The 19539-nt window shown below is 53.8% G+C and carries 18 protein-coding genes and 1 tRNA gene; 1 reads left to right on the top strand and 18 read right to left on the bottom strand.

The genetic code is table 11. The features are described from left to right. Window positions 1-15 precede the first annotated feature (15 nt). The 6 genes from ABNH10_RS09880 to ABNH10_RS09855 all read right to left on the bottom strand — a co-directional run bounded on the left by ABNH10_RS09880 (window position 16) and on the right by ABNH10_RS09855 (window position 7945). Window positions 16-1353 (bottom strand): cytochrome c3 family protein, encoded by a 1338-nt coding sequence (locus ABNH10_RS09880; RefSeq protein WP_349385782.1) that lies wholly within the window; start codon window positions 1351-1353, stop codon window positions 16-18. Between the two features lie 15 nt (window positions 1354-1368). Then, window positions 1369-3348 carry an FAD-dependent oxidoreductase gene (locus ABNH10_RS09875; protein WP_349385781.1) on the bottom strand — a complete coding sequence of 660 codons (1980 nt, stop codon included), beginning with the start codon at window positions 3346-3348 and terminating at the stop codon, window positions 1369-1371. A 43-nt stretch (window positions 3349-3391) separates the two neighbouring features. Further along, window positions 3392-4576: an alginate export family protein gene (locus tag ABNH10_RS09870; RefSeq protein ID WP_349385780.1), complete on the bottom strand. Its 1185-nt coding sequence runs from the start codon at window positions 4574-4576 to the stop codon at window positions 3392-3394. A gap of 120 nt (window positions 4577-4696) precedes the next feature. Beyond that, a complete protein-coding gene (locus ABNH10_RS09865) occupies window positions 4697-5536 on the bottom strand; it encodes an ABC transporter ATP-binding protein (RefSeq protein ID WP_011588137.1) in 840 nt (279 codons plus the stop codon). A 16-nt stretch (window positions 5537-5552) separates the two neighbouring features. Beyond that, entirely contained in the window at window positions 5553-6554 is a 1002-nt protein-coding gene (locus ABNH10_RS09860; protein ID WP_349385779.1) for an ABC transporter permease, read from the bottom strand. A gap of 29 nt (window positions 6555-6583) precedes the next feature. Continuing rightward, window positions 6584-7945, bottom strand: coding sequence for a CmpA/NrtA family ABC transporter substrate-binding protein (locus ABNH10_RS09855; RefSeq protein WP_011588135.1), 1362 nt, complete (start codon window positions 7943-7945; stop codon window positions 6584-6586). Window positions 7946-8464: 519 nt separating this feature from the next. Between ABNH10_RS09855 and ABNH10_RS09850 the strand changes: the two genes are divergently transcribed. Beyond that, a complete protein-coding gene (locus ABNH10_RS09850) occupies window positions 8465-9619 on the top strand; it encodes a YbfB/YjiJ family MFS transporter (RefSeq protein WP_011588134.1) in 1155 nt (384 codons plus the stop codon). A 377-nt stretch (window positions 9620-9996) separates the two neighbouring features. On the opposite strand, the gene ABNH10_RS09845 is transcribed toward ABNH10_RS09850, so the two are convergent. The 12 genes from ABNH10_RS09845 to ABNH10_RS09790 form a co-directional block, all read right to left on the bottom strand. Continuing rightward, window positions 9997-10299, bottom strand: a complete 303-nt coding sequence (locus ABNH10_RS09845; protein ID WP_052753739.1) for a hypothetical protein — start codon at window positions 10297-10299, stop codon at window positions 9997-9999. Then, window positions 10296-10913, bottom strand: a complete 618-nt coding sequence (locus ABNH10_RS09840) for a nucleotidyltransferase domain-containing protein (protein WP_082116346.1) — start codon at window positions 10911-10913, stop codon at window positions 10296-10298. Before ABNH10_RS09840 ends, ABNH10_RS09845 begins: the two co-directional genes overlap by 4 nt. After that, a complete protein-coding gene (locus tag ABNH10_RS09835; protein ID WP_052753737.1) occupies window positions 10910-11710 on the bottom strand; it encodes a pentapeptide repeat-containing protein in 801 nt (266 codons plus the stop codon). The genes ABNH10_RS09840 and ABNH10_RS09835 overlap by 4 nt, the downstream gene beginning before the upstream one ends. 73 nt (window positions 11711-11783) lie before the next feature. Continuing rightward, window positions 11784-12266, bottom strand: coding sequence for a hypothetical protein (locus ABNH10_RS09830; protein WP_349385778.1), 483 nt, complete (start codon window positions 12264-12266; stop codon window positions 11784-11786). A 495-nt stretch (window positions 12267-12761) separates the two neighbouring features. Then, window positions 12762-13010 carry a hypothetical protein gene (locus ABNH10_RS09825; RefSeq protein WP_349385777.1) on the bottom strand — a complete coding sequence of 83 codons (249 nt, stop codon included), beginning with the start codon at window positions 13008-13010 and terminating at the stop codon, window positions 12762-12764. 494 nt (window positions 13011-13504) lie between these two features. Beyond that, on the bottom strand, window positions 13505-14503 hold the full coding sequence (locus tag ABNH10_RS09820) for a DUF5924 family protein (protein WP_046961740.1): 999 nt from the start codon (window positions 14501-14503) through the stop codon (window positions 13505-13507). A 113-nt stretch (window positions 14504-14616) separates the two neighbouring features. After that, a complete protein-coding gene (locus tag ABNH10_RS09815; RefSeq protein ID WP_011588129.1) occupies window positions 14617-15915 on the bottom strand; it encodes a sodium ion-translocating decarboxylase subunit beta in 1299 nt (432 codons plus the stop codon). Continuing rightward, complete coding sequence (gene oadA, locus ABNH10_RS09810) at window positions 15908-17707, bottom strand: sodium-extruding oxaloacetate decarboxylase subunit alpha (protein ID WP_349385776.1); 1800 nt, start codon at window positions 17705-17707, stop codon at window positions 15908-15910. The genes ABNH10_RS09815 and oadA overlap by 8 nt, the downstream gene beginning before the upstream one ends. A 15-nt stretch (window positions 17708-17722) precedes the next feature. After that, window positions 17723-17968, bottom strand: coding sequence for an OadG family protein (locus ABNH10_RS09805; RefSeq protein WP_046961737.1), 246 nt, complete (start codon window positions 17966-17968; stop codon window positions 17723-17725). A 414-nt stretch (window positions 17969-18382) separates the two neighbouring features. Next, window positions 18383-18459, bottom strand: a tRNA-Arg gene (locus tag ABNH10_RS09800). Window positions 18460-18549: 90 nt separating this feature from the next. Then, the gene (bfr, locus tag ABNH10_RS09795; RefSeq protein ID WP_349385775.1) at window positions 18550-19029 is read right to left on the bottom strand and encodes a bacterioferritin; all 480 of its coding nucleotides are present in this window, start codon (window positions 19027-19029) and stop codon (window positions 18550-18552) included. Between the two features lie 124 nt (window positions 19030-19153). After that, a complete protein-coding gene (locus ABNH10_RS09790) occupies window positions 19154-19390 on the bottom strand; it encodes a bacterioferritin-associated ferredoxin (protein WP_349385774.1) in 237 nt (78 codons plus the stop codon). Window positions 19391-19539: the final 149 nt, after the last annotated feature.

Below are 19539 nucleotides of genomic sequence, written 5' to 3'. Positions count from 1 at the left end.
TTCGTTATGCGTAAATCAGTAAGGCCCTATTTTTTTGTCGCGGGCCTCGTCACGGTCCACCGCCATATCGATGGACGGTACATGGTGTTCGGGCTTGCCGTTGAAGTTGTTTTCCAGCAGATGCGGATCGGCTAAGGCATCCAGTGAAAACGCCAAGCTATGGCATTGCAGGCATACCGGGCGCACCATCTTTTCCACCGGGCGCATGGTCAGGCTCTGGTTGTGCTGGACAAAAATGTCGTCGCGATGCTCTTCACGGGGCATGTGGCAGGAGGCACAGGTGACACCGCTACCGGGCGGCAACTCGCCGCGCTTTTCCTTTTTCCACAGGTCATGATGAGGGGAACGCAGGTATTCGTTGCTGTGCTCGTCATTGTGGCAGCCAATACAGCTATCCACGGCAGCACTCTGGGTATCAAAGTCATGGGCGCCGTGACAGCTGATACACGTCAGCTCGCGATGACTGGCCTCCACATGCATGTTGAGCACAGACTGCGACGGCGTCATCGGCGCCAGCCCTTGGGCCAAGCGCATGCCATGCCGGCCCTGCAGAAACCCTTCTGACTCCGGCTTATGGCAGGTGGCGCACTGCAGCACCTGCGGTGAATCGACCCACTCACCGGCAGCACCATGGCAAGCGGTGCAGGTGACGCCCGCTTGTGCATGGGCCGTCCCCTCCCAGTGCTCAGGGGTTGGCGTGCCTTCATGCGCTTTGCCCCGGCCGCGCATCAACGCCAGCAGAGCGTCATCTTTCATCTGTCTGGCAAGCAGGTTACGGGGCGGTTGCCGGGCAGGCGGCTTCAGCCAAGGCTCATCGGAATGGGCAAGCAGAAAGTCTTCATACAACGCGCGGTTATCGTGGAAATTATGACAACCCGCATTCGCACAAGTATCGAAACCCATTCCCTCATGACTCGGCCGATCTTCGGCAATGCCTTCATGACAGTGGCCGCACATGTCCATGGGCAGAGTCACCCCCAAGCCAACGTCAAGTTCGGGACGATGCTCCACATGGCAGGACACGCAAAGCCGGGCATCCACATTGGCCAGCCGGTCGGCATTACGAGGGTCAGTAAATTTGGATTTGGGATGAGAATCTTGGGCGTCTTCCAATTGCTCCCCATGACAATCAATACAGGCATTTTGCAATACGGTTTCGCTGTCGAAGCCAGGGCCATGACAAACACTGCATTGCATCTCGATCTGGTGATGGCCGTGGGTCATTGGGCCAGGGATAAAAGCGGTCTTTGCTGCGTCTTCATCCACTAATTGAAGACTCAACCAAATGGCCAAGCCGACCGAACCAAACAGCCAGATAGCCCACAACGCCGAAGGATGTTTCTTACTGCCCATCACCGCACCCGCCCTTTAGAAGTAGTACGCCGAAACGATGTGAAAGATCAGTAGCGTCGGCAGCGGCCAGCACACCAGAATGTGCAGCCAAGTGCTGCCTTGTCGCAGCCACCCCACTCCGTTCATGGCAACCTGCAGACGGGTTAGCAGCGCCGCAGTAATGCCAACCATGGCGGCACCGATAAAACTCAACATCAGCCAGCGGTTTAGGTTTTCCCCCAATGAAAAACCGGTGTGCCAATACAGTGCTAACAAAGCAAGCAAAGCCAGTACTGCATGGGCAATGCGCCACCCCGTAAAACTCCCCATGGGCACTTTCGGAAAACGTTTTTTCAAGGACATCAGCAACAGCAGCACAGAAACGGCCAACACGGCATAGCCGCTCCACTGTCGCCACAAGCCGTTGCGGGAAAATTGTTCAAACAGAGAAATATTCTGTACCGAGCTGGCCGGAGCCGGTGACGGCAACCAGAAGGCCAATGCCATAACAAACGCGGCAACGGCTGAGATAATGGCTAGCGCGGTGGCCCCAGGCACCTTACGGGCGGCAGCTGCACCACCACTGCACAAACTATCCAGCAGCGGCTCACAGCCACCACATACCGTGCCGGCGCCGCTCACAGATTTCAGGGTGGCCACGTCACAGCCGTCGGCCATGAAATCCTGTAGTTGGCGACGGGACAGCCCCCGGCACTGACAGATCACGGTGGCGGCCGGCCATTCGCTCACTTGCCCGGCGCCCCCTTCATTCAGCTCACCAGTAAAGCGGAAACGCAATACTTCCCAAGGCTGTATGCGACGACCATCGGCGATGCGATTGAGCACTTTCTGACGTTCCGCCCAAGAGCCCACGGAAACCACGCCCACCAACCGCCCGGCGCGCAACATCAAGGCACGATAAATGCCAGCATTGCTATCGTGGTAAACAAGACTGCGATGCACCATGCCCCGCTCTTCGTCAGTAAAACGCCCTGCACTGAATACCTCCAACGACAAAACTTTTAGCCAAGTGCTATCAGCCACCGGTGTATAACTGTCATCACTGCCGGCAAGGCATCCCGCAGCGACCCGGGCCTGTTGCAGTGCCGGCATCACTAGGCCGCATACCCGATCTTCAAACTGGGCGCACTCGCCCACCGCATAAATATGCGGATCTGAGGTCTGCATGCTCGCAGTGACACGAATACCATTAGCAACCTTGAGCCCCGCCTTGCGGGCCAGTGCTGTCCGCGGGGCAATTCCCGTTGCGAAGACCACCGTGTCGCAAGGCAGCTCACTGCCATCCGCAAGCACCACTGACTCCACACGTTCCGTTCCCTTAATACGCCGGACACTGGTATTGAGCCGTATATCCACACCGGCTTCGCGCAAGTTATTGGCCACCATGCTGGCCGCTTCACTATCAAGCTGGCGATTCATCAACCGATCGGCATGCTGAATCAAGGTGACGTTGGTCCCGAAACGACACAATCCGTGGGCAGCTTCAATACCGAGAAGACCGCCGCCAATGACAACAGTATGGGTACTTCGCAAGCGACGGGCGATTAACGCTTGGGCGTCGGCCATATCGCGAAAACGCAACACACCAGACAAGGTTGTGCCCGGTATGGAAGGAATATGGGCGTCACTGCCCAGCGCGAGAACCAGGCTACTGTAGTGGTGACGCTGACCGAGTCTGTCCTCTACCCAGCGACGGTCGGGATTAATCCCGGTAACGGGCCGCCCAACCAGATGCTCTACCGAGTCATCCAGTTCAGGGGGCAAGTTGGTGAGATCATCAAACTCGGTGGATCCGAAAAGAAAGGTGGAAAGCTTGACGCGATCATACGGAGCCCAATGCTCTGCACCGAACAGCTTCACTGGTGTGGTCACACCACGGCGGCGCAACTCCACCAGGCACTGTATTCCCGCCGGGCCATTGCCAACAATGATGACGGGCTGTTCGGCCTGGGCATCAGGTACCCGGGGTTGGGGCTGATAACGTTTTGCTTCCACCTGACACCTCCTTTTCTGAGGATCTAACGGGGAAGGTCGGGGATCAGAATTTCAGTTCTGCCCAGGCCCAGTACTTGCGGGTATCAGACTTGAAGTCATCGGCGCTGTAGTCTGCATACTTCAGTCCTACTACGTAGTTTTTACCGATTGGGCGCGCTACCAGCACATTGGTTTCTGTACCGTAGTCAGTGCTGCCTTCGTTGGACTTGAAGTCATGGAATACCGCCAGCAACTTGAAACCCGCCAGCTTGCCACCCACTGACACAAAGGTATCTTCCAGACCATCATCCGGTGTCGCCAAGAACTGATCCGACCAGCCATTAAAGGCATGCTTGGTGGCCAGAGGCGTCTGGAACGCTACGGTGCCATCATCAGAACCAAGCACTTCCTGTGCCACTTTTACTGTCACGCCAGCAATTTGTGCGCCCAATTCGGCAAAGTAGTACTCGGTATCACCGGTCTCAACTTCCTGCTGGGCCCCTTCCAGAGTCAGCAACAATTTGAGTGAGTCCAGATCAAAAGCACCGGCATAACGCAGGCCGAAAGTATCGTTATCGGAATCCGTCACATTGTCTGTTTCAAGCAGATAGCCATAGGCGCTTAGGGACCCACCTGGCGCGCCGGCCCAGCTAGCGTTGAACAGATAATGGGAGGTATTGGCATCAAACGATGGGGTAATGCCATTTACTTGAGTCAGGTACGCCGTGGAGAACGTCAGATCACCGACACCATAGTCCAGCTTTGCACCGTCGAAGGTTTGCTCATCCTGGCGCCAGCCCACATTGCCCACAAAGCGCGCATTGTCATAAATGATGCGTTGACGGCCATAGGTAGCAACCAGGCCTTCCAACGCATCGCTACCAGTGTAGCGAATGGCAGCGCGGTTAAGTTCAGTCACTTCCGGATCCGCAATGATCGGATAGCCACCTTGCTCCGGGGCATAATTATCCACCTGGCCAACGATGCGGGTATCTTCAAATTCGCCCATTACGTCGAAGCCGTAAAATTTGCCACTCTGGTAGCCCAAACGGGTACGCAGGGTGAGTGCCTGACCTTCGTCAGCCATACCGTCAATGTCGACTTCTTCGTAGCGCAGGCGCATGTTCAGCAGCGGAGTACCGCCTTTGAGAGCCGTAATAAAGGCATCATCTTCGGCGTTAGCGGTACCTGCAACACCCAGCGCGGAGAGCAGGACACCGGCAGCAATGGCAGCATTTTTCATCATCATTTCCTCAACACCTTCCCAAAGTTAAAATCGTTTTTTGGTTAATTCAGAGCGCACCTTCCCTGTTCCCGCTTTCCGTGCACAAAAAAGCAGGTGGGTTCATTCCATCGTTATGCGTTTACTTCAAGCCTGTTTGCGAGCCGCCTCAGCGTTATTGCTATTGCGTTTTCGCATTGGCTCCACCTTGCGCTGCTTTTCGTACAGGAACTGAAGCACCTGTTGACGACAGCGCACAAAGGTCGGGTCATCTGCCAGTGCCAGGCGATCTCGTGGCCGCGGTACGTTCACGTCCAAAATTTCGCCAATGGTGGCAGACGGGCCATTGGTCATCATGACGATACGATCGGACAGCAGTACCGCCTCATCCACATCGTGGGTAATCATGATCACCGTGGTGCCCAGCTGAGCATGGATTTCCATCAGGGAATCCTGCAGGTGAGCACGGGTCAGTGCATCAAGCGCACCAAAGGGTTCATCCATGAGCAGCACCTGGGGCTGCATGGCCAACGCACGGGCAATACCCACCCGCTGTTTCATACCCCCGGAAATTTCGTCTGGCTTTTTGTGCAGGGCGTGTCCCATGTGCACCAGTTCCAAGTTGTGCTCTACCCAGTCGCGTATTTCCGCTTTGGTCTTGGTCTTTTTGAAGACCTGCTTGACCGCCAGCTCGACATTTTCGAACGAGGTGAGCCAGGGCAGCAGCGAATGGTTCTGGAATACTACGGCCCGTTCCGGGCCAGGCTCGGTCACCTCATGGTTGTCGAGAATGACACCGCCATCGGTGGCCTGTAGCAGGCCCGCGACGATGTTGAGCACGGTGGATTTACCACATCCGGAGTGACCAATCAGAGAAACAAATTCGCCGGAATCAATTTTAAGGTTCACCTCTTTCAGGGCTTCGAACTGGCCCTTGGGCGTATCGAATTTCATACCAACGTTGGAGAGTTCCAGTAATGCTTTCATGTCGTTTTCCCTGTGCTTAGCGCTGTACGGAAGATTTGTCCCACACCAGAGCGCGTTGCAGCATGAGCATTAAGCGATCCAGCAGAAAACCGATCAGACCAATTACGATAACGGCAACCATAATTCGGCCGAGAGATTGAGAACTACCGTTCTGAAATTCATCCCAAACAAATTTCCCCAGCCCCGGATTCTGCGCCAGCATCTCGGCAGCGATCAGCACCATCCAGGCGATCCCCAAGCTCAGGCGCAAACCGGTGAACATCATTGGCAGTGCAGAAGGCAGTACAATCTTGCGTATATGGCTCAGCGCATTCAGCCGCAGCACCAAAGAGACGTTGGTCAGATCCTGGCTCACAGACGTCACCCCCACGGAGGTGTTCATCAGCGTTGGCCACAGACAACATAGAGACACTGTGAACATGGACGTCAGGAACGACTTAGCCACCATCGGGTCGTCGGTCACATACAACGCGCTCACCACCATGGTGACCAGGGGCAACCATGCCAACGGTGACACCGGTTTGAACAACTGAATCAGCGGATTCATAGCCGCATACGCAGTGCTGCTCAAACCAATGACGATACCGAGAGGAATCGCAATCAATGATGCCAGCAAGAAGCCACTCATCACCGTGATCAAGCTGGTGCCAATCTGATCAAAGAAGGTCGGCGCCCCCGTGTAATTCCGTTGGACCGGCTCCCAGTCCGGCTGCTGCTGCAGACGCGAAGCAATGTATTTTTCCTGGCGTTCGTGAAACGCCTCTTCCTTCGCTCGGGACGCCTGATGTTCATCCACCAGAGACCCTGCCTGCTGCCAAACATCCGCTGGCCCCGGGAATTGCCCCAACGACGTGTCGATACGTTGGGCCGCCAGCTGCCAGAGCAACAGAAAGGCGGCAATGCCCATCACCGGCCAGATCAACTGGCGCAGCAACGCCTGCCACTGCTCACCGGACATCTTGCCGGTAGCCAGCGCACGGTAGGGTTCCATCCAAGTTGGGAAAGCCAGGGTCACCATGATTGCTTCTCCTTGAAGGAGACACGCTGTTAAAGCGCGTCGCCCTCTTTCAGACCAATCGGAAACTTCTTCAGGTACGCATTAGGTTTGCGGCCGTCGTAAGTGATGTTGTCGATAAAGCCTTTTTGCGGTGCTTTAAAGCCGTCTTCGGTGGCGAAGTCAGGAAACTCATCCGCAGAGATCTTGCCTTCAGCAATCAGCGCCTTAGCCGCTTGGGCATAGATGTCCGGGCGATACACTTGCTTGGCGATATCCATGTACCAGCTATCCGGTTTGGATTCGCTGATTTGGCCCCAGCGACGCATCTGCGTCAGGTACCAGATGGCATCGGAGTAGAATGGATAGGTAGCGTTGTAGCGGAAGAACACATTGAAGTCCGGCACTTCACGCTTATCACCTTTCTCATATTCAAAGGTCCCGGTCATTGAGTTGGCGATCACGTCATAATCCGCCCCCACATAGTTAGGCTGAGACAGGATCTTCACTGCTTCCGGGCGGTTGGCATTGTCGTTCTCATCCAGCCACTTGGCCGCACGAATCATCGCTTTCACTACACGGATATGGGTGTTGGGGTACTTGTCAGCCCAACCCTTACTCACACCGAACACTTTTTCCGGGTTGTTCTTCCAGATTTCGTAATCAGTAATTACCGGCACACCGATACCTTTGAATACAGCTTGCTGATTCCAAGGCTCACCCACGCAGTAACCGTAAATGGTGCCCGCTTCCAAGGTGGCCGGCATTTGTGGTGGCGGGGTAACCGACAGCAATACGTCAGCCTGCAGCTGGCCACTGGTGTCGCCCTTGTGTGGGGCGTAGAAACCCGGGTTGAGGCCACCGGCGGCCAGCCAGTAACGCAGCTCGTAGTTGTGAGTGGATACCGGGAACACCATGCCCATGTTGAAAGACTTGCCCTCAGCTTTGTACTTTTCCACCACCGGCTTGAGTGCATCCGCCTTGATCGGATGCACCGGTTTGCCATTCTCCACCGGGATGCTCTTCTTCATTTCCTCCCACACCGCATTGGAAACGGTGATGCCATTACCGTTTAAGTCCATGCTAAACGCCGTAACAATGTGCGCTTCGGTGCCGTAGCCAATAGTCGCCCCCAGCGGCTGGCCTGCCAGCATGTGCGCCCCATCCAGCTGACCGTCAATCACCCGGTCTAGCAGGACTTTCCAGTTGGCCTGGGCCTCTAAGGTCACAAACAAACCTTCTTCTTCAAAAAACCCTTTCTCGTAGGCCACAGCGAGCGGCGCCATGTCGGTCAGCTTGATGAAGCCAAACTTCAGATCAGCCTTTTCCGGCCAGCCCACAGAATCTTCCGCCATGGCGTTGGCCGAGAGCCCCACCGTCAGTGCAGTAATTGCTATGCGAATAAACTTTTTCATCCGTCTTCCCTCATTTGCCTGCTATCGCGCTGGCATAAAAAAAGCGCTCAGAGAATCCTGTCATCGTTGACCGGATGCCATGAGCGCCTTTGCTCGAATCTGATCGTGATCGCCATTGATCACGAAGAAGTATTTGGGTCACAACACTGTTGCTGTGATGTACCCACTAAGGCAATTGCTGTGCCAACTTTGAAAACACAATACTTTCAATAACTTAACGATTAATGCTGTCTACAGAAACGATCGCCACGCCCATAAATTGCACAAACAGCACTATTGTGAATCATTTCGTTCTCACCAAAATGCATCACTGTTGTGCTGCATAGCCGATCACCCCCCACAAAACCCGCTTTTGCGCCAGCATGGTGAAAAAAATGCGCACCGCTTGCGACCAAAGGCCCATTATCACTGAGAGAAATAATGAACATCATCTGAAAGGTGCAGAGCAACAAGCGCCGACCTGCTAGGCTGCCCGGCACATGACCGCAGCCATCCATCATTAATTTAGACCGAGCCCTTATGGCCCAACACGACAACGACGCCCTGCGCATTGCCCTGGCCGGCGCCCTCAGTTTGGTCATTGCCCTGGGCATTGGCCGCTTTCTCTTTACCCCTGCCCTGCCCGGCATGATTGCTGACACAGCGCTAACGGCGGTGAGTGGCGGCTATCTAGCGGCGGTGAACTACGGCGGTTACCTGCTGGGTGCCATGCTTGCCATGGCCGTCCCCTCTCACCGGGCACGTAGCGCCTTCTGGGTCGCACTGTGGGTGAGTGTGGTTAGCAGCCTATTGATGGGTCTCAGCGAGACGTTTCTTCCTTGGGCAATCAACCGCTTCTTGGCCGGCATCGCCAGCGCCATCATCATGGTCAACGGCTCTGCCCTGGTGCTTGGCGCCTTGCCCAATCACCTGCGCGCCCGGTTAGGCAATATCCATTACGCCGGCATTGGCTTGGGCATCAGCATCGCCGCCCTCACCGTAGCATTGGTTGAGTTCCTGCAAGGCCGCTATCCCTTTATGTGGTTTTCCTGCGGCGCGCTGGCACTTGTCTTCATGGCGTTTCTGCGTGTGATTCCCGCCCTGCCCCACGCCAGTGAACATGCCCATACCCGGGTACCGGTAAACCGCAAAGCTCTGGGCTTCCTTATTGCCAGTTATTCTCTCGCCGGGTTCGGCTACATCACCAGCACCACCTACCTGCCGGTGATCGCCAAACAACAACTGCCTGGGCTGGACAGCGCCGCCTTCTATACTTGGCTTGCCGTGGGCCTGGCTGCCGTTCCCGCCAACCTGCTGTGGGGCAAACTGGCCAGCCACACAAGCGAGCGCAATGCCTTGATGATGGCGCTGGTAGTGCAGGCCGTAGGCGTGAGTGCTCCCGCCTGGCTCCCCGGTCTGGCCGGGCTGGTCACCAGTGGCCTGCTGGTAGGCGGCACCTTTACCGCCGTGGTCGCCCTAAGCATGTACTGCGCCCGCCAACTGGCCCCCCACGCCGCCAGCGCCGCCCTAGGCGCATTAACCGCCTGCTATGGGGTCGGGCAGATACTGGGGCCAGTAGTCACGGCATGGTTACTGGAAAGCAGAGGGAGTTTTTCGCCCGGGTTGATCGGCGCAGCAGTGGCGTTGATAGGCGCAGCGGTGCTGTTGATGCCACTGGGAAAGGAACGGTTTTAGGGTTTGGCGCAGGAACGCACTGACAGAAAAGGTGGCTTTCAGCTGTTAGCGGTGCTCCCCACGCAGTATCGGGACTCAAAACAACCAACGCTAGGTTATCCCCTGGATCGAACTCGAAATACTCGTGTTTAAATTGGTTCCCTTCGATTTCAATCTCGTCGGCAAAAGCCAATAGAAAATGCGCTATAGCCCTCAGCTAAGATAGCGAAGCTGATATCGTGACTTCGGGGGCTTTGCGGGTTATCGACCTGCAGTAACTCATCCGTATAGCCCAATAACTCGATTTCAATCTCTTCCTGCGATTATTTAACGCCTTGCTCACCGGAAAATTAGGAGCGCAGCGAGTAATTTTTCCGAGTGCAGCAACTTGTTAGCCCTCACCGGCACCTTTGCAGCTCTTCCTTTAGCTCTCCGAGTTGCTCTTCTATTTTTTTAGCTTGAGCTTTCTCCAAAGGCATAAACGTTTCATTGCTCCGGTCCGATAGCCTCTGGCATTGTTCAGCGAGATCAAAAAGCAAAGGGACAACACGGTTTTCTGAATGAAACCCCACCACAGCTTGCCAGCGCAATATGGCCGCTCTAGACAGCCCGGTAAGTTCCTCAACACTGGAGGAGTATCTGTTTACCAGTGTCAATACACGACGTTCTGCTGACACTCTATTCAAAAAGGTATTCTTCATATCGCCTCTCGCAGAGAATCTACCCATTTTGCTAATGGGGTTTCAACAACGGTACGAGCTGCATAAGTCGGATCGAAATCGATTGTTACACCTCGTGTTGAACTATGCCTTGCCAGCATAATCTGCCTATAAATTGAGCGCTCCAGTGGACACTCAACCGGAAGCCGATAGGGTGCATCAGCCGAAAAAGACGGTTTTTCCAGCATTGCCCAGGATGCGCACATGGCGATGTCCCGAATCGCTGTATGAGCAATACCCAACTCATATACAACGTTGCTAGTCCCAGTCGTAAGCTCGTTTAGGGATTCCTTAAGCAAAGCCTCTAAGTCATCGATATCTTCTGCGATAGTTGAATAAGGGGCCGGTGGCCCCAAATTTTCTAGGAAAGGTTGATCGCCATAGCAATACACACACTTAGCCTCAAGATGAAGGTGCCAAGCAAACAGTCTTCCTTTCGTAAAATATTCTTTGATCACTTCTGGGGAGTACACGCTCCACTCATGCGGATATTGAGTACGTTTTTTCGCAAAGGGAACCACAAGAATATCGACATCTGAAGTAGGAGTTGCTTCTCCTCGGCAAGTAGAACCGAATACGTAAATATCATGACTCATCGTCTTGCCAACCGCTTGATTAGAATAGCCATAAACAGCCCAAAAAATATGAACCGTATGACAGACAAGGAGGCAAATTGACACCTAGGCAAAGGAGGTGAAGTATCGATACCCCAGAATGCATAAGTTACCGAAAACAAAGACTGTGGCCATGTAAAATTAGGGTTAGCCCATGCGAGGATGCCAGCCCAAATAAATATTACTGTTGCACTACTAATCAGGATCCGAAATATGCTCTCTCCATTCCCCCAGAGCAGATCAAGTGCCTTCCAGCGTGCATGCCGAATCGCATGTACGAATCTATCCCAGCCTTTGTATTTAGAGCGGTAGTATGACTGCTTCGAATAGGCTGCATGGTATAGATGCTGCCCTGTTAGCGCTACTTCAATTGATGCAGCTCTATTTACTGCTGCATAGTTCCCAGTGTGGCCAAAGTTAACCCGAAGGGAGCGAACAAGATCACGGGCCAAATTTTCTTCACTTGGCAGACAATTGTCTAAGAACTCTTCATCAAGATGAGTATGCTCCCAGGAGGAGTATTGAAACTTGCATTCCTCGTATTGCGCACCTCGAAAGTTGGAGCCGCTGATATTAGCGCCTGTGAAGTCACAACGAATGAATCGGCAATTTCTAAAGTAGCAATCAAAAATGTCAGATTGCTTAAAGCTCACTCCAACAAAAGTCCTCCCAACGGCAAAAAAACGCCTTAGCACATGTCGCGAAAGCTCCTCATCGCGGACATCCGCTGCCATTTTTTTGTCTTCGATAATTGGTTTTAAATGATCTTCAAGTTCCATTTTTACGCCTGACTTAAAGTGAAGGCTAACGCCCGCCATCATGCGCTTGTCGCATGCATGGCATTGTTATGTGCTACTGCCATGCCGATTCTGCAAGATTTGCTATATCGCCAAAAATTGTGCCTGACATTGGAGGGCAATTCTCGGAATAGCCTGAATTCGAGTAATGGAAAATTGTTTCGTTCTTTTCAAGATCAATTAGCTCAGCATTGATATAGTCAAAGCGATAACCACCACCGAAACAGCGCTCCATTGAATTATTTGGAGCATAGCCATCTATGTGCAAAACATATTGGGATGAAGCCTCTTTGTATATATCAGTTTTCGTATCGCTAACTTTTTCTACAGACGAGTTTTGACTAACCATCCGCTTAATTTGAAATCCACTACTCTTTAATCGCTTTTCAATTTCATACACCCATGCACTTCGAGAACCGCTCATGGCTATAACCTTAGGCCCCGTTAATTTTTCTTCACTCATGACATTAATGGTCTTTGTCGACACACAGCCTTGAAGAAGAAAAACTGGCAAAAGAAGAAAAAACACACCCTTCATCAGCTGCTCCTGATCTTATTGCACATAACGCCTCAATAACCGGCAGAGTTGTGGCGAAGCCACGCTTTTAGCTGTCCGGCGCCGAAGGCGCGAAGTTGATTGACTTGTTAGATTGTGAACCAAGCATATCGTTACGCACCCAACAGGGAAACAAAAAACAGAATAGACGCCAAAACCGACATGATATAAAGAAAACGGCCAGCGCGTGATAGCAACGGAAATTGATCCTTCAGGGCCTTATGGAATGGCCAAAAATTAACGCTTGGCGGCCTTGCCTTTTGGGATTTTTCGTAGCTTTGCAGAACCCCCATTGTGATAACCATGAAAATGATTCCGCTTAGCATAGCTACAGCCAATAGCCCTGCCTGTATTACGTTTAATTCACTTATCGCCATGGTCGCAATCTAACGCTCGAACTCACGGGACAGTTTATAGCCGCGGAGCGGCGGAGAAGTGGTCCCGTGCAGTGACTTGTTATGTGTTGAATCTATCGACCTAAGCATCGGATGTGATTTCAATAAGAACAAATTTTGAGGAGCTATCAGATTTTCCGAACTTAAGCCAAGGCTTGCCTGCGCCATCGTTTAGCCTGCTCGATTCGGCTTCAGATTCAGAAATATTCAAAATATCGAATATTTGGACAGGAGCGCCGTCGTGCTTAAGGCCCTCGTCCTCCGTGTAGCAGGCCACGGACTGCTCTGGATTAAACTGCTGCAGCTTCTTGATCAAATCCTTGATTTTCATTGCAACTCCTTATTCGTCAACGTGCTGAACACATAACAGCGTATTCAGTCGAACGATTCGACCTATCTTTTTTCGACATAATTCTTTTATGGCTTTCGAGAGAAACACAGAAATTCGCAAGGCCGTCAGATTCTTACCGTGAAAAAAAGAATCCATCTCGTCTGGAAAAACGCGAAGAAGCGGCCTATTTCCTGACTTTCCCCGTTACTCCCCAGTTCCTAAAACCACTCTATATCAAACGTTTAGCTTTTTCTGTAAGCCATATCCTACAAAGATATGGCGGGTTCTGTTGAGCACGGCATAGTCGGGATAGCGGTTTGGAGGGGTTCGGCCCAAAAGGGTCTGAAAAACCATTGGGCCTAGCGTCCGAAGAGGCAGAGGCTCACGAAGGCACGGCAGTGACGTCAGCCTCTTCGCCTTGCGAGCAAGGCGCCAACGAGGGCTGGGGTGTTGAGGGGCTTGGGGGCGAAGGGGCGACTGGGGAGCCGCAGGAATCAGGGTGTGATAGTAAAGCGCATCACGCCGATGATCTGGTTATCCCCGGTACGCACTTCTACCCGCCAGTGCCCCTGTGACGGCACAGGAATGTGGCGTTTGTGGGACCAGGTGCGAAAGCCCGATTCCCGCCCGCCAGAGACGTTCAACGGAATGCGGTCCACCTGTTCGCCGTTGCGGAACCAGTAGTGGTACACCTCCTGCCCGAGCCCCAATGGCGCCTTGATGGCGGTGTAGGCATACAGCCCTTCGGCCACTTCGTTTGCGCTAAAAACTTCACCACTCACCAGCGGCTTGCGCTCGGCGCGATTGAATGACAAAGCGACGGCGCGCTCCTGCAAAGACAACGTTAGCGGTGGCATCAGCGGGGCTAGCCAGCGCGGGGCCAGCGCAATTAGGCACGAGATCAGTATCAGCCCCAGCCAGCGAAACCACTTTCGTGGCCCGCCAAACCGCCAGAAGCTGGGCAAGGCAAACAGGGCGGTGAGCCAGCCTGCCCACGCCAGGGCCGAGTCGGTACTCCAGTGAAAGATTAGCGGCAACAGCACTAGCAGGGCCACAAACAACGCCCAGGCGTGGAAGCCGAAATACAGCGCCCGATGCCGGGCCAGCCCAAAATAGACCGGATCAATAATACTGGCCAAGGCCGCACTGACCACCAGGGTGGTGAAGAAAATATATTCCGCGCCACCGGACCATTGCAGCAACACGAATGGCAAGCTGAAAAAGAATGCCTCTTGATGCACTGCCTGCAATAACAATTTGAGCATGCCCTGGGGCAAGCCATCAAAACGGGTTCCGATGAATTTGTTCTGCCAGATCCCTTCGGTAAGCAGTAATAACCAGCTCAACACCAACAGCCCGGTGAGTACCGCCGCCAGCCAGGGCTGGCGATCCACTAGGAAATAACTACTCAGGCCCAACGAAAAACTGATAAACGCCCAGATATGTCGGATCCGATACAGTTTTTCAGTCAGCGTTTGTAGCGTCAGCGGCAACGGGAGAACTCCATCGAAGGGCGGGGATTGCGTCTTCGACGTACTATAACTCTGCGGGTTCCCCGTGGCAGCAAAGGATCGCGTGACCCTGGGGCCACCGCGGGGAAAATCGATCAGCCGGCAAAGTTGAGCAGCACGCCGGCGGCCACAGCAGAGCCGATAACTCCAGCCACGTTAGGGCCCATGGCGTGCATCAGAAGGAAGTTATGGGGGTTGGCGTCCAGCCCTACCTTGTTAGCCACCCGTGCCGCCATAGGCACGGCGGAGACACCGGCAGCGCCAATGATGGGGTTAACCGGGTGGCGACTAACGCGGTTGAGCAGCTTGGCCATTAACACGCCGGTTGCGGTGCCAATCATGAACGCCGCCAGGCCCAAGGCTAGAATGCCCAGGGTTTCCATCACCAGGAATTTGTCGGCGCTGAGTTTCGAGCCCACGGCTAACCCCAGCATGATGGTGACCACATTAATCAGCGCGTTACTGGTGGTATCCACTAACCGGTTCACAACACCGGATTCCTTCATCAGGTTACCCAAGCAGAACATGCCCAATAGCGGCGCGGCATCGGGAAGCACAAGGGCCACCAACACTAACAGCAAAATCGGGAACAGAATTTTTTCCACTCGACTGACAGGACGCAATTGTTCCATTTTTATCTGGCGTTCTTTTTCCGACGTCAGCGCACGAATAATGGGAGGCTGAATAATCGGCACCAGCGCCATGTAGGAATATGCGGCTACAGCAATGGCACCGAGTAAGTGTGGCGCCAGTTTGGTGGTGACATAGATCGAGGTGGGGCCATCCGCGCCACCGATAATGCCAATGGCCGCCGCATCCGATAGGGAAAACTCCAACCCTAGAAAATTCAGTGCCAACGCCCCCATCAAGGCGGCGAAAATCCCGAATTGCGCGGCAGCACCCAGCAACAGGGTGCGAGGGTTCGCCAGCAGCGGGCCGAAATCCGTCATCGCTCCCACGCCCATGAAGATCAACAACGGAAAGATCCCGGTGGTCAGGCCCACGGTATAAATTAAATACAGAATTCCGTCACCGTAATTGGCGTTGCCGGCCAGATGGTGCAACTGGTCCTGTACTGAGGGACCTGCCGATTGAGCCGCCGTATAAAGCGCCTCACGGCCAGCATCGGGTTCCATGCCCAGCACCTGCGCCATGGAGGCCAGTAGCTCGGCTGGACCAAAATGCAGCGCCTGGCTAATGGCAGACTCCGCCAAGCCCGCCAGAGGAATATTCGCCAGCAGGCCACCAAAACCAATGGGCAACAACAGTAGCGGCTCGAATTTCTTGTGAATCGCCAACCACAACAACACCAGACAAACCAGCAACATGACTAACTGGCCGCCGCTCATGTGAAACAGCCCGGTGCTGTGCCAAAGGGTTTGCAGCTTATCCATGGGCAGGCTCCACGCTGAGCAAGGCTTGCCCCACAGTCACGGCATCGCCCTCTTTCACAATAACCTCGCTGACCACACCGGCACAGGTACTGGACACATCGGTTTCCATTTTCATGGCTTCCAACACCATGATTTTTTGCCCTTCGCTGATCTGATCGCCAGGCTTTACCAGTACCTGAAAAATATTTCCGGCTAACGGCGCAGCCACCGACACACTGTTGGCCGGGTTTGCGGCGGGCGCGGCGGTAGCCGTTTGATCGGCCCGGTCTCCCATTTCACGCAGGCCGGTGACATTTCCGCCCTCGTTCACTTTTACCGTGTACTGCTGGCCATCCACTTCCACGGTGTACACGCCTTCAGCCTGAGCGCTATCACACGTGTTTGCACCGCGTTCATTGGGCGCCGCCTCAAACGCCGAGGCATCGCCACGGTTTTCCAGAAAACGTTGGCCGATTTGCGGGAACAGCGCGTAGGTGAGCACGTCATCGGTTAACCGCGGCCCTTCCTCCAGCGTCAGGCCTTTGTCTTTTGCCAAGCACAGCACTTCGTCACGCAGGCTGTCCATTTCGTTGTCGAGCAAGTCACCGGGGCGACAGGTGACCGGCTCATCGCCATCCAACGCTCGCTGCTGCAATTCGGCATTGTAGGGCGCGGGAGCAGCGCCATATTCACCACGCAGAATGCCGCGGGTTTCCTTGCTGAGCACTTTGTAGCGCTCGCCAGAAAGCACATTAAGCACTGCTTGGGTGCCGACGATTTGCGAAGTAGGCGTCACCAGGGGAATAAAGCCCAGGTCCTCGCGAACGACGGGAATTTCCTTCAGCACTTCATCGAATCGGTCCGCCGCGCCCTGCTCTTTCAGCTGGCTTTCCATGTTGGTCAGCATGCCGCCCGGCACCTGTGCCACCAGGATGCGTGCATCCACTCCACGCAAGCTACCCTCGAAGGCGGCGTACTTTTTACGCACCTCACGAAAATACCCGGCAATACGGGTCAGCTTTTTGATATCCAATCCGGTATCCCGGTCCGTACCTTCCAGCATGGCCACCACTGATTCTGTAGGGCTGTGGCCGTAGGTCATCGACATGGACGAAATGGCCGTATCCACGTTATCGATACCCGCCTCCGCCGCTTTCAACGCCGTGGCCGTGGACAGCCCAGTGGTGGCGTGAGACTGCATGTGCACGGGAATATTCAAGGCCGCTTTCAAGCGAGTCACCAGTTCATACGCCACCGCAGGCCGCAACAGCCCGGCCATGTCTTTAATGGCAACCGAGTGGGCCCCCATCTGTTCGATAACTTTGCCCTGCTCCACCCACATATCCAAAGTATGAACCGGGCTGACCGTGTAGGCGATGGTGCCCTGGGCGTGCTTGCCCTGTTTCACCACGGCGGCGATGGCCCGTTCAATGTTGCGCATGTCGTTCATGGCATCAAACACACGAAACACGTCCACGCCGTTTTCTGCTGCCCGCTCCACAAAGGTATCCACCACATCATCCGCGTAGTGGCGATAGCCCAGCAGGTTTTGGCCGCGCAGCAACATTTGCTGCGGCGTTTTCGGCATGGCCTGTTTCAATTCTCGGATACGTTGCCAAGGATCTTCACCCAGATAACGGATACAGGCGTCAAAGGTCGCCCCACCCCAGGATTCCAACGACCAGAAGCCAATGTCATCCAGTTCCGCGGCAATCGGCAACATGTCATCCAAACGCATACGGGTGGCAAACAGGGATTGGTGCGCATCGCGTAACACCACATCAGTAATGCCCAACGGTTTCAGGTCACTCATGGAATAATCCGGTATCTATGACAGAGAAGTCTGACGGTGCTGCTGCACCGCTTTTTCGATCGCTTTGATGATTGCCGGCGGCGGCAAATCTTGAGAAGGGGGTGAAGCAAGCTGCGGTGCCGGAGCTGATTGCTCTGGGGCAAATTTCTGGACCAGTGCCGACATAATGGTTGTCACAGCGACCAGCACAATCAGAAAAACAAATACAACACCCATACCAATCAGCATGAGTTCGACACCCTGGGCCATCATGGTGTTCATGGAACACTCCTTTTGGTTCCAAAAGCGGATTCAGTCACCGCGTGCGAAAGCATGAGGCACCGCCGTTTGGGCGGGCATCGTAGTGGCCTTGTGAGCCGATACTGCTTTCGCAGTTTAAAGGGCAATGTAGACAGATTGTCGACAATCTGCAATGAACCGTGCGAGGCTCTGGATGGTGATTCTGGTCAACTAACCGTGCGAAGGGAAGAACTCTCTAGGCCATTGAATAAAAAAATACCGCTGTACCTAGTATGAAAAGCAATGTGGTGTGTCGGGGATATTGAAAGCGCCTCACACTATAGAGCATGAGTGTGCCCACCAAGTCCGTAACGTGTTGCCTACGAGATGAAGCATCTGGCGCCCGCAGAGCGGCATAAAAAAAGGCTCCCATTTGGGAGCCTTCTTTTAATCGTATGGTGCACCGGGAGGGAGTCGAACCCCCGACCTACTGGTTCGTAGCCAGTTGCTCTATCCAGCTGAGCTACCGGTGCAAGTCTCGTTGCTGTAACGCCCCGAGAGGCTGCGCATTATTCCGAAAGCCCCGCGGCGAGTCAAGCGCATATCGGTTAAAAGTTCGGCAGTTAGCCTTCTGCAGTCGCCATTTGTTTTTGTATGTAATTTCCCAAGCCCACTTTATCGATGAGACTGAGCTGAGTCTCCAGCCAATCGATATGCTCTTCCTCGGACGCAAGAATCTCTTTGAGCAGGTTGCGGCTGATGTAATCCTGGATAGATTCGCAATAAGCAATGCCGTCACGCAGGTCAGGTAAAGCCATCTCCTCGAGTTTGAGATCGCACTCCAGCATTTCCTTGGTATTTTCACCAATCATCAACTTGCCCAGGTCCTGAAGATTAGGAATACCTTCCAGAAACAAAATACGCTCGACTAGCATATCGGCGTGTTTCATCTCATCAATGGATTCGTGATATTCCTTGGCGTAGAGCGCCTGAAGGCCCCAGTCCTGATACATTTTGGCGTGGAGGAAGTACTGATTGATCGCAACCAGCTCATTGCCGAGTGCACGGTTGAGGAATTCAATCGCTTTGGCGTCGCCTTTCATTGGGGGTATCTCCGTCACATGAACTTGGGGTAGGCACCCATTGTTCAGCAAGAATGTGGCAGAGACAAGTCAAACGAAGAAAAAGCACTTCAAATACAAGCGCTTATGCAAATGAGAACGATTTTTATGCGGTTTGTGGCCAGAAAACAACGGCTTCACCAGCGGTAGCAGAGTTCGAGAAAGAGGTCGCCTCGTTCGCGCTACGGGTTTCACGCAAAATTTGGCGGGCATGACGGGCACATTTACCACACTGACTACCAACCCCAAGTTCCCGACGAAGATCACGCAGGCTGTCGCAGCCAGAATCGACCGCTTCCCGTATATGGTTGTCAGTAATGCCCTTACAAATGCATACGTACATAAGTCGCCTTCCTCAATCTCTTGAAAGGATGCTAAACCTAACACGAATCATTATCAACTACTTTTGGAGGCCTATCCGCTTGCCTTACCTGTACCCACAAATTTCAGGGATAGACCGACTCAGCCCTCTCTTAACAGGTTGCTAGGACC

It is taken from the genome of Alcanivorax sp. (genome assembly GCF_040119285.1).
Classification (GTDB): domain Bacteria; phylum Pseudomonadota; class Gammaproteobacteria; order Pseudomonadales; family Alcanivoracaceae; genus Alcanivorax.
This window is presented reverse-complemented; position numbering and strand designations above follow the sequence as displayed.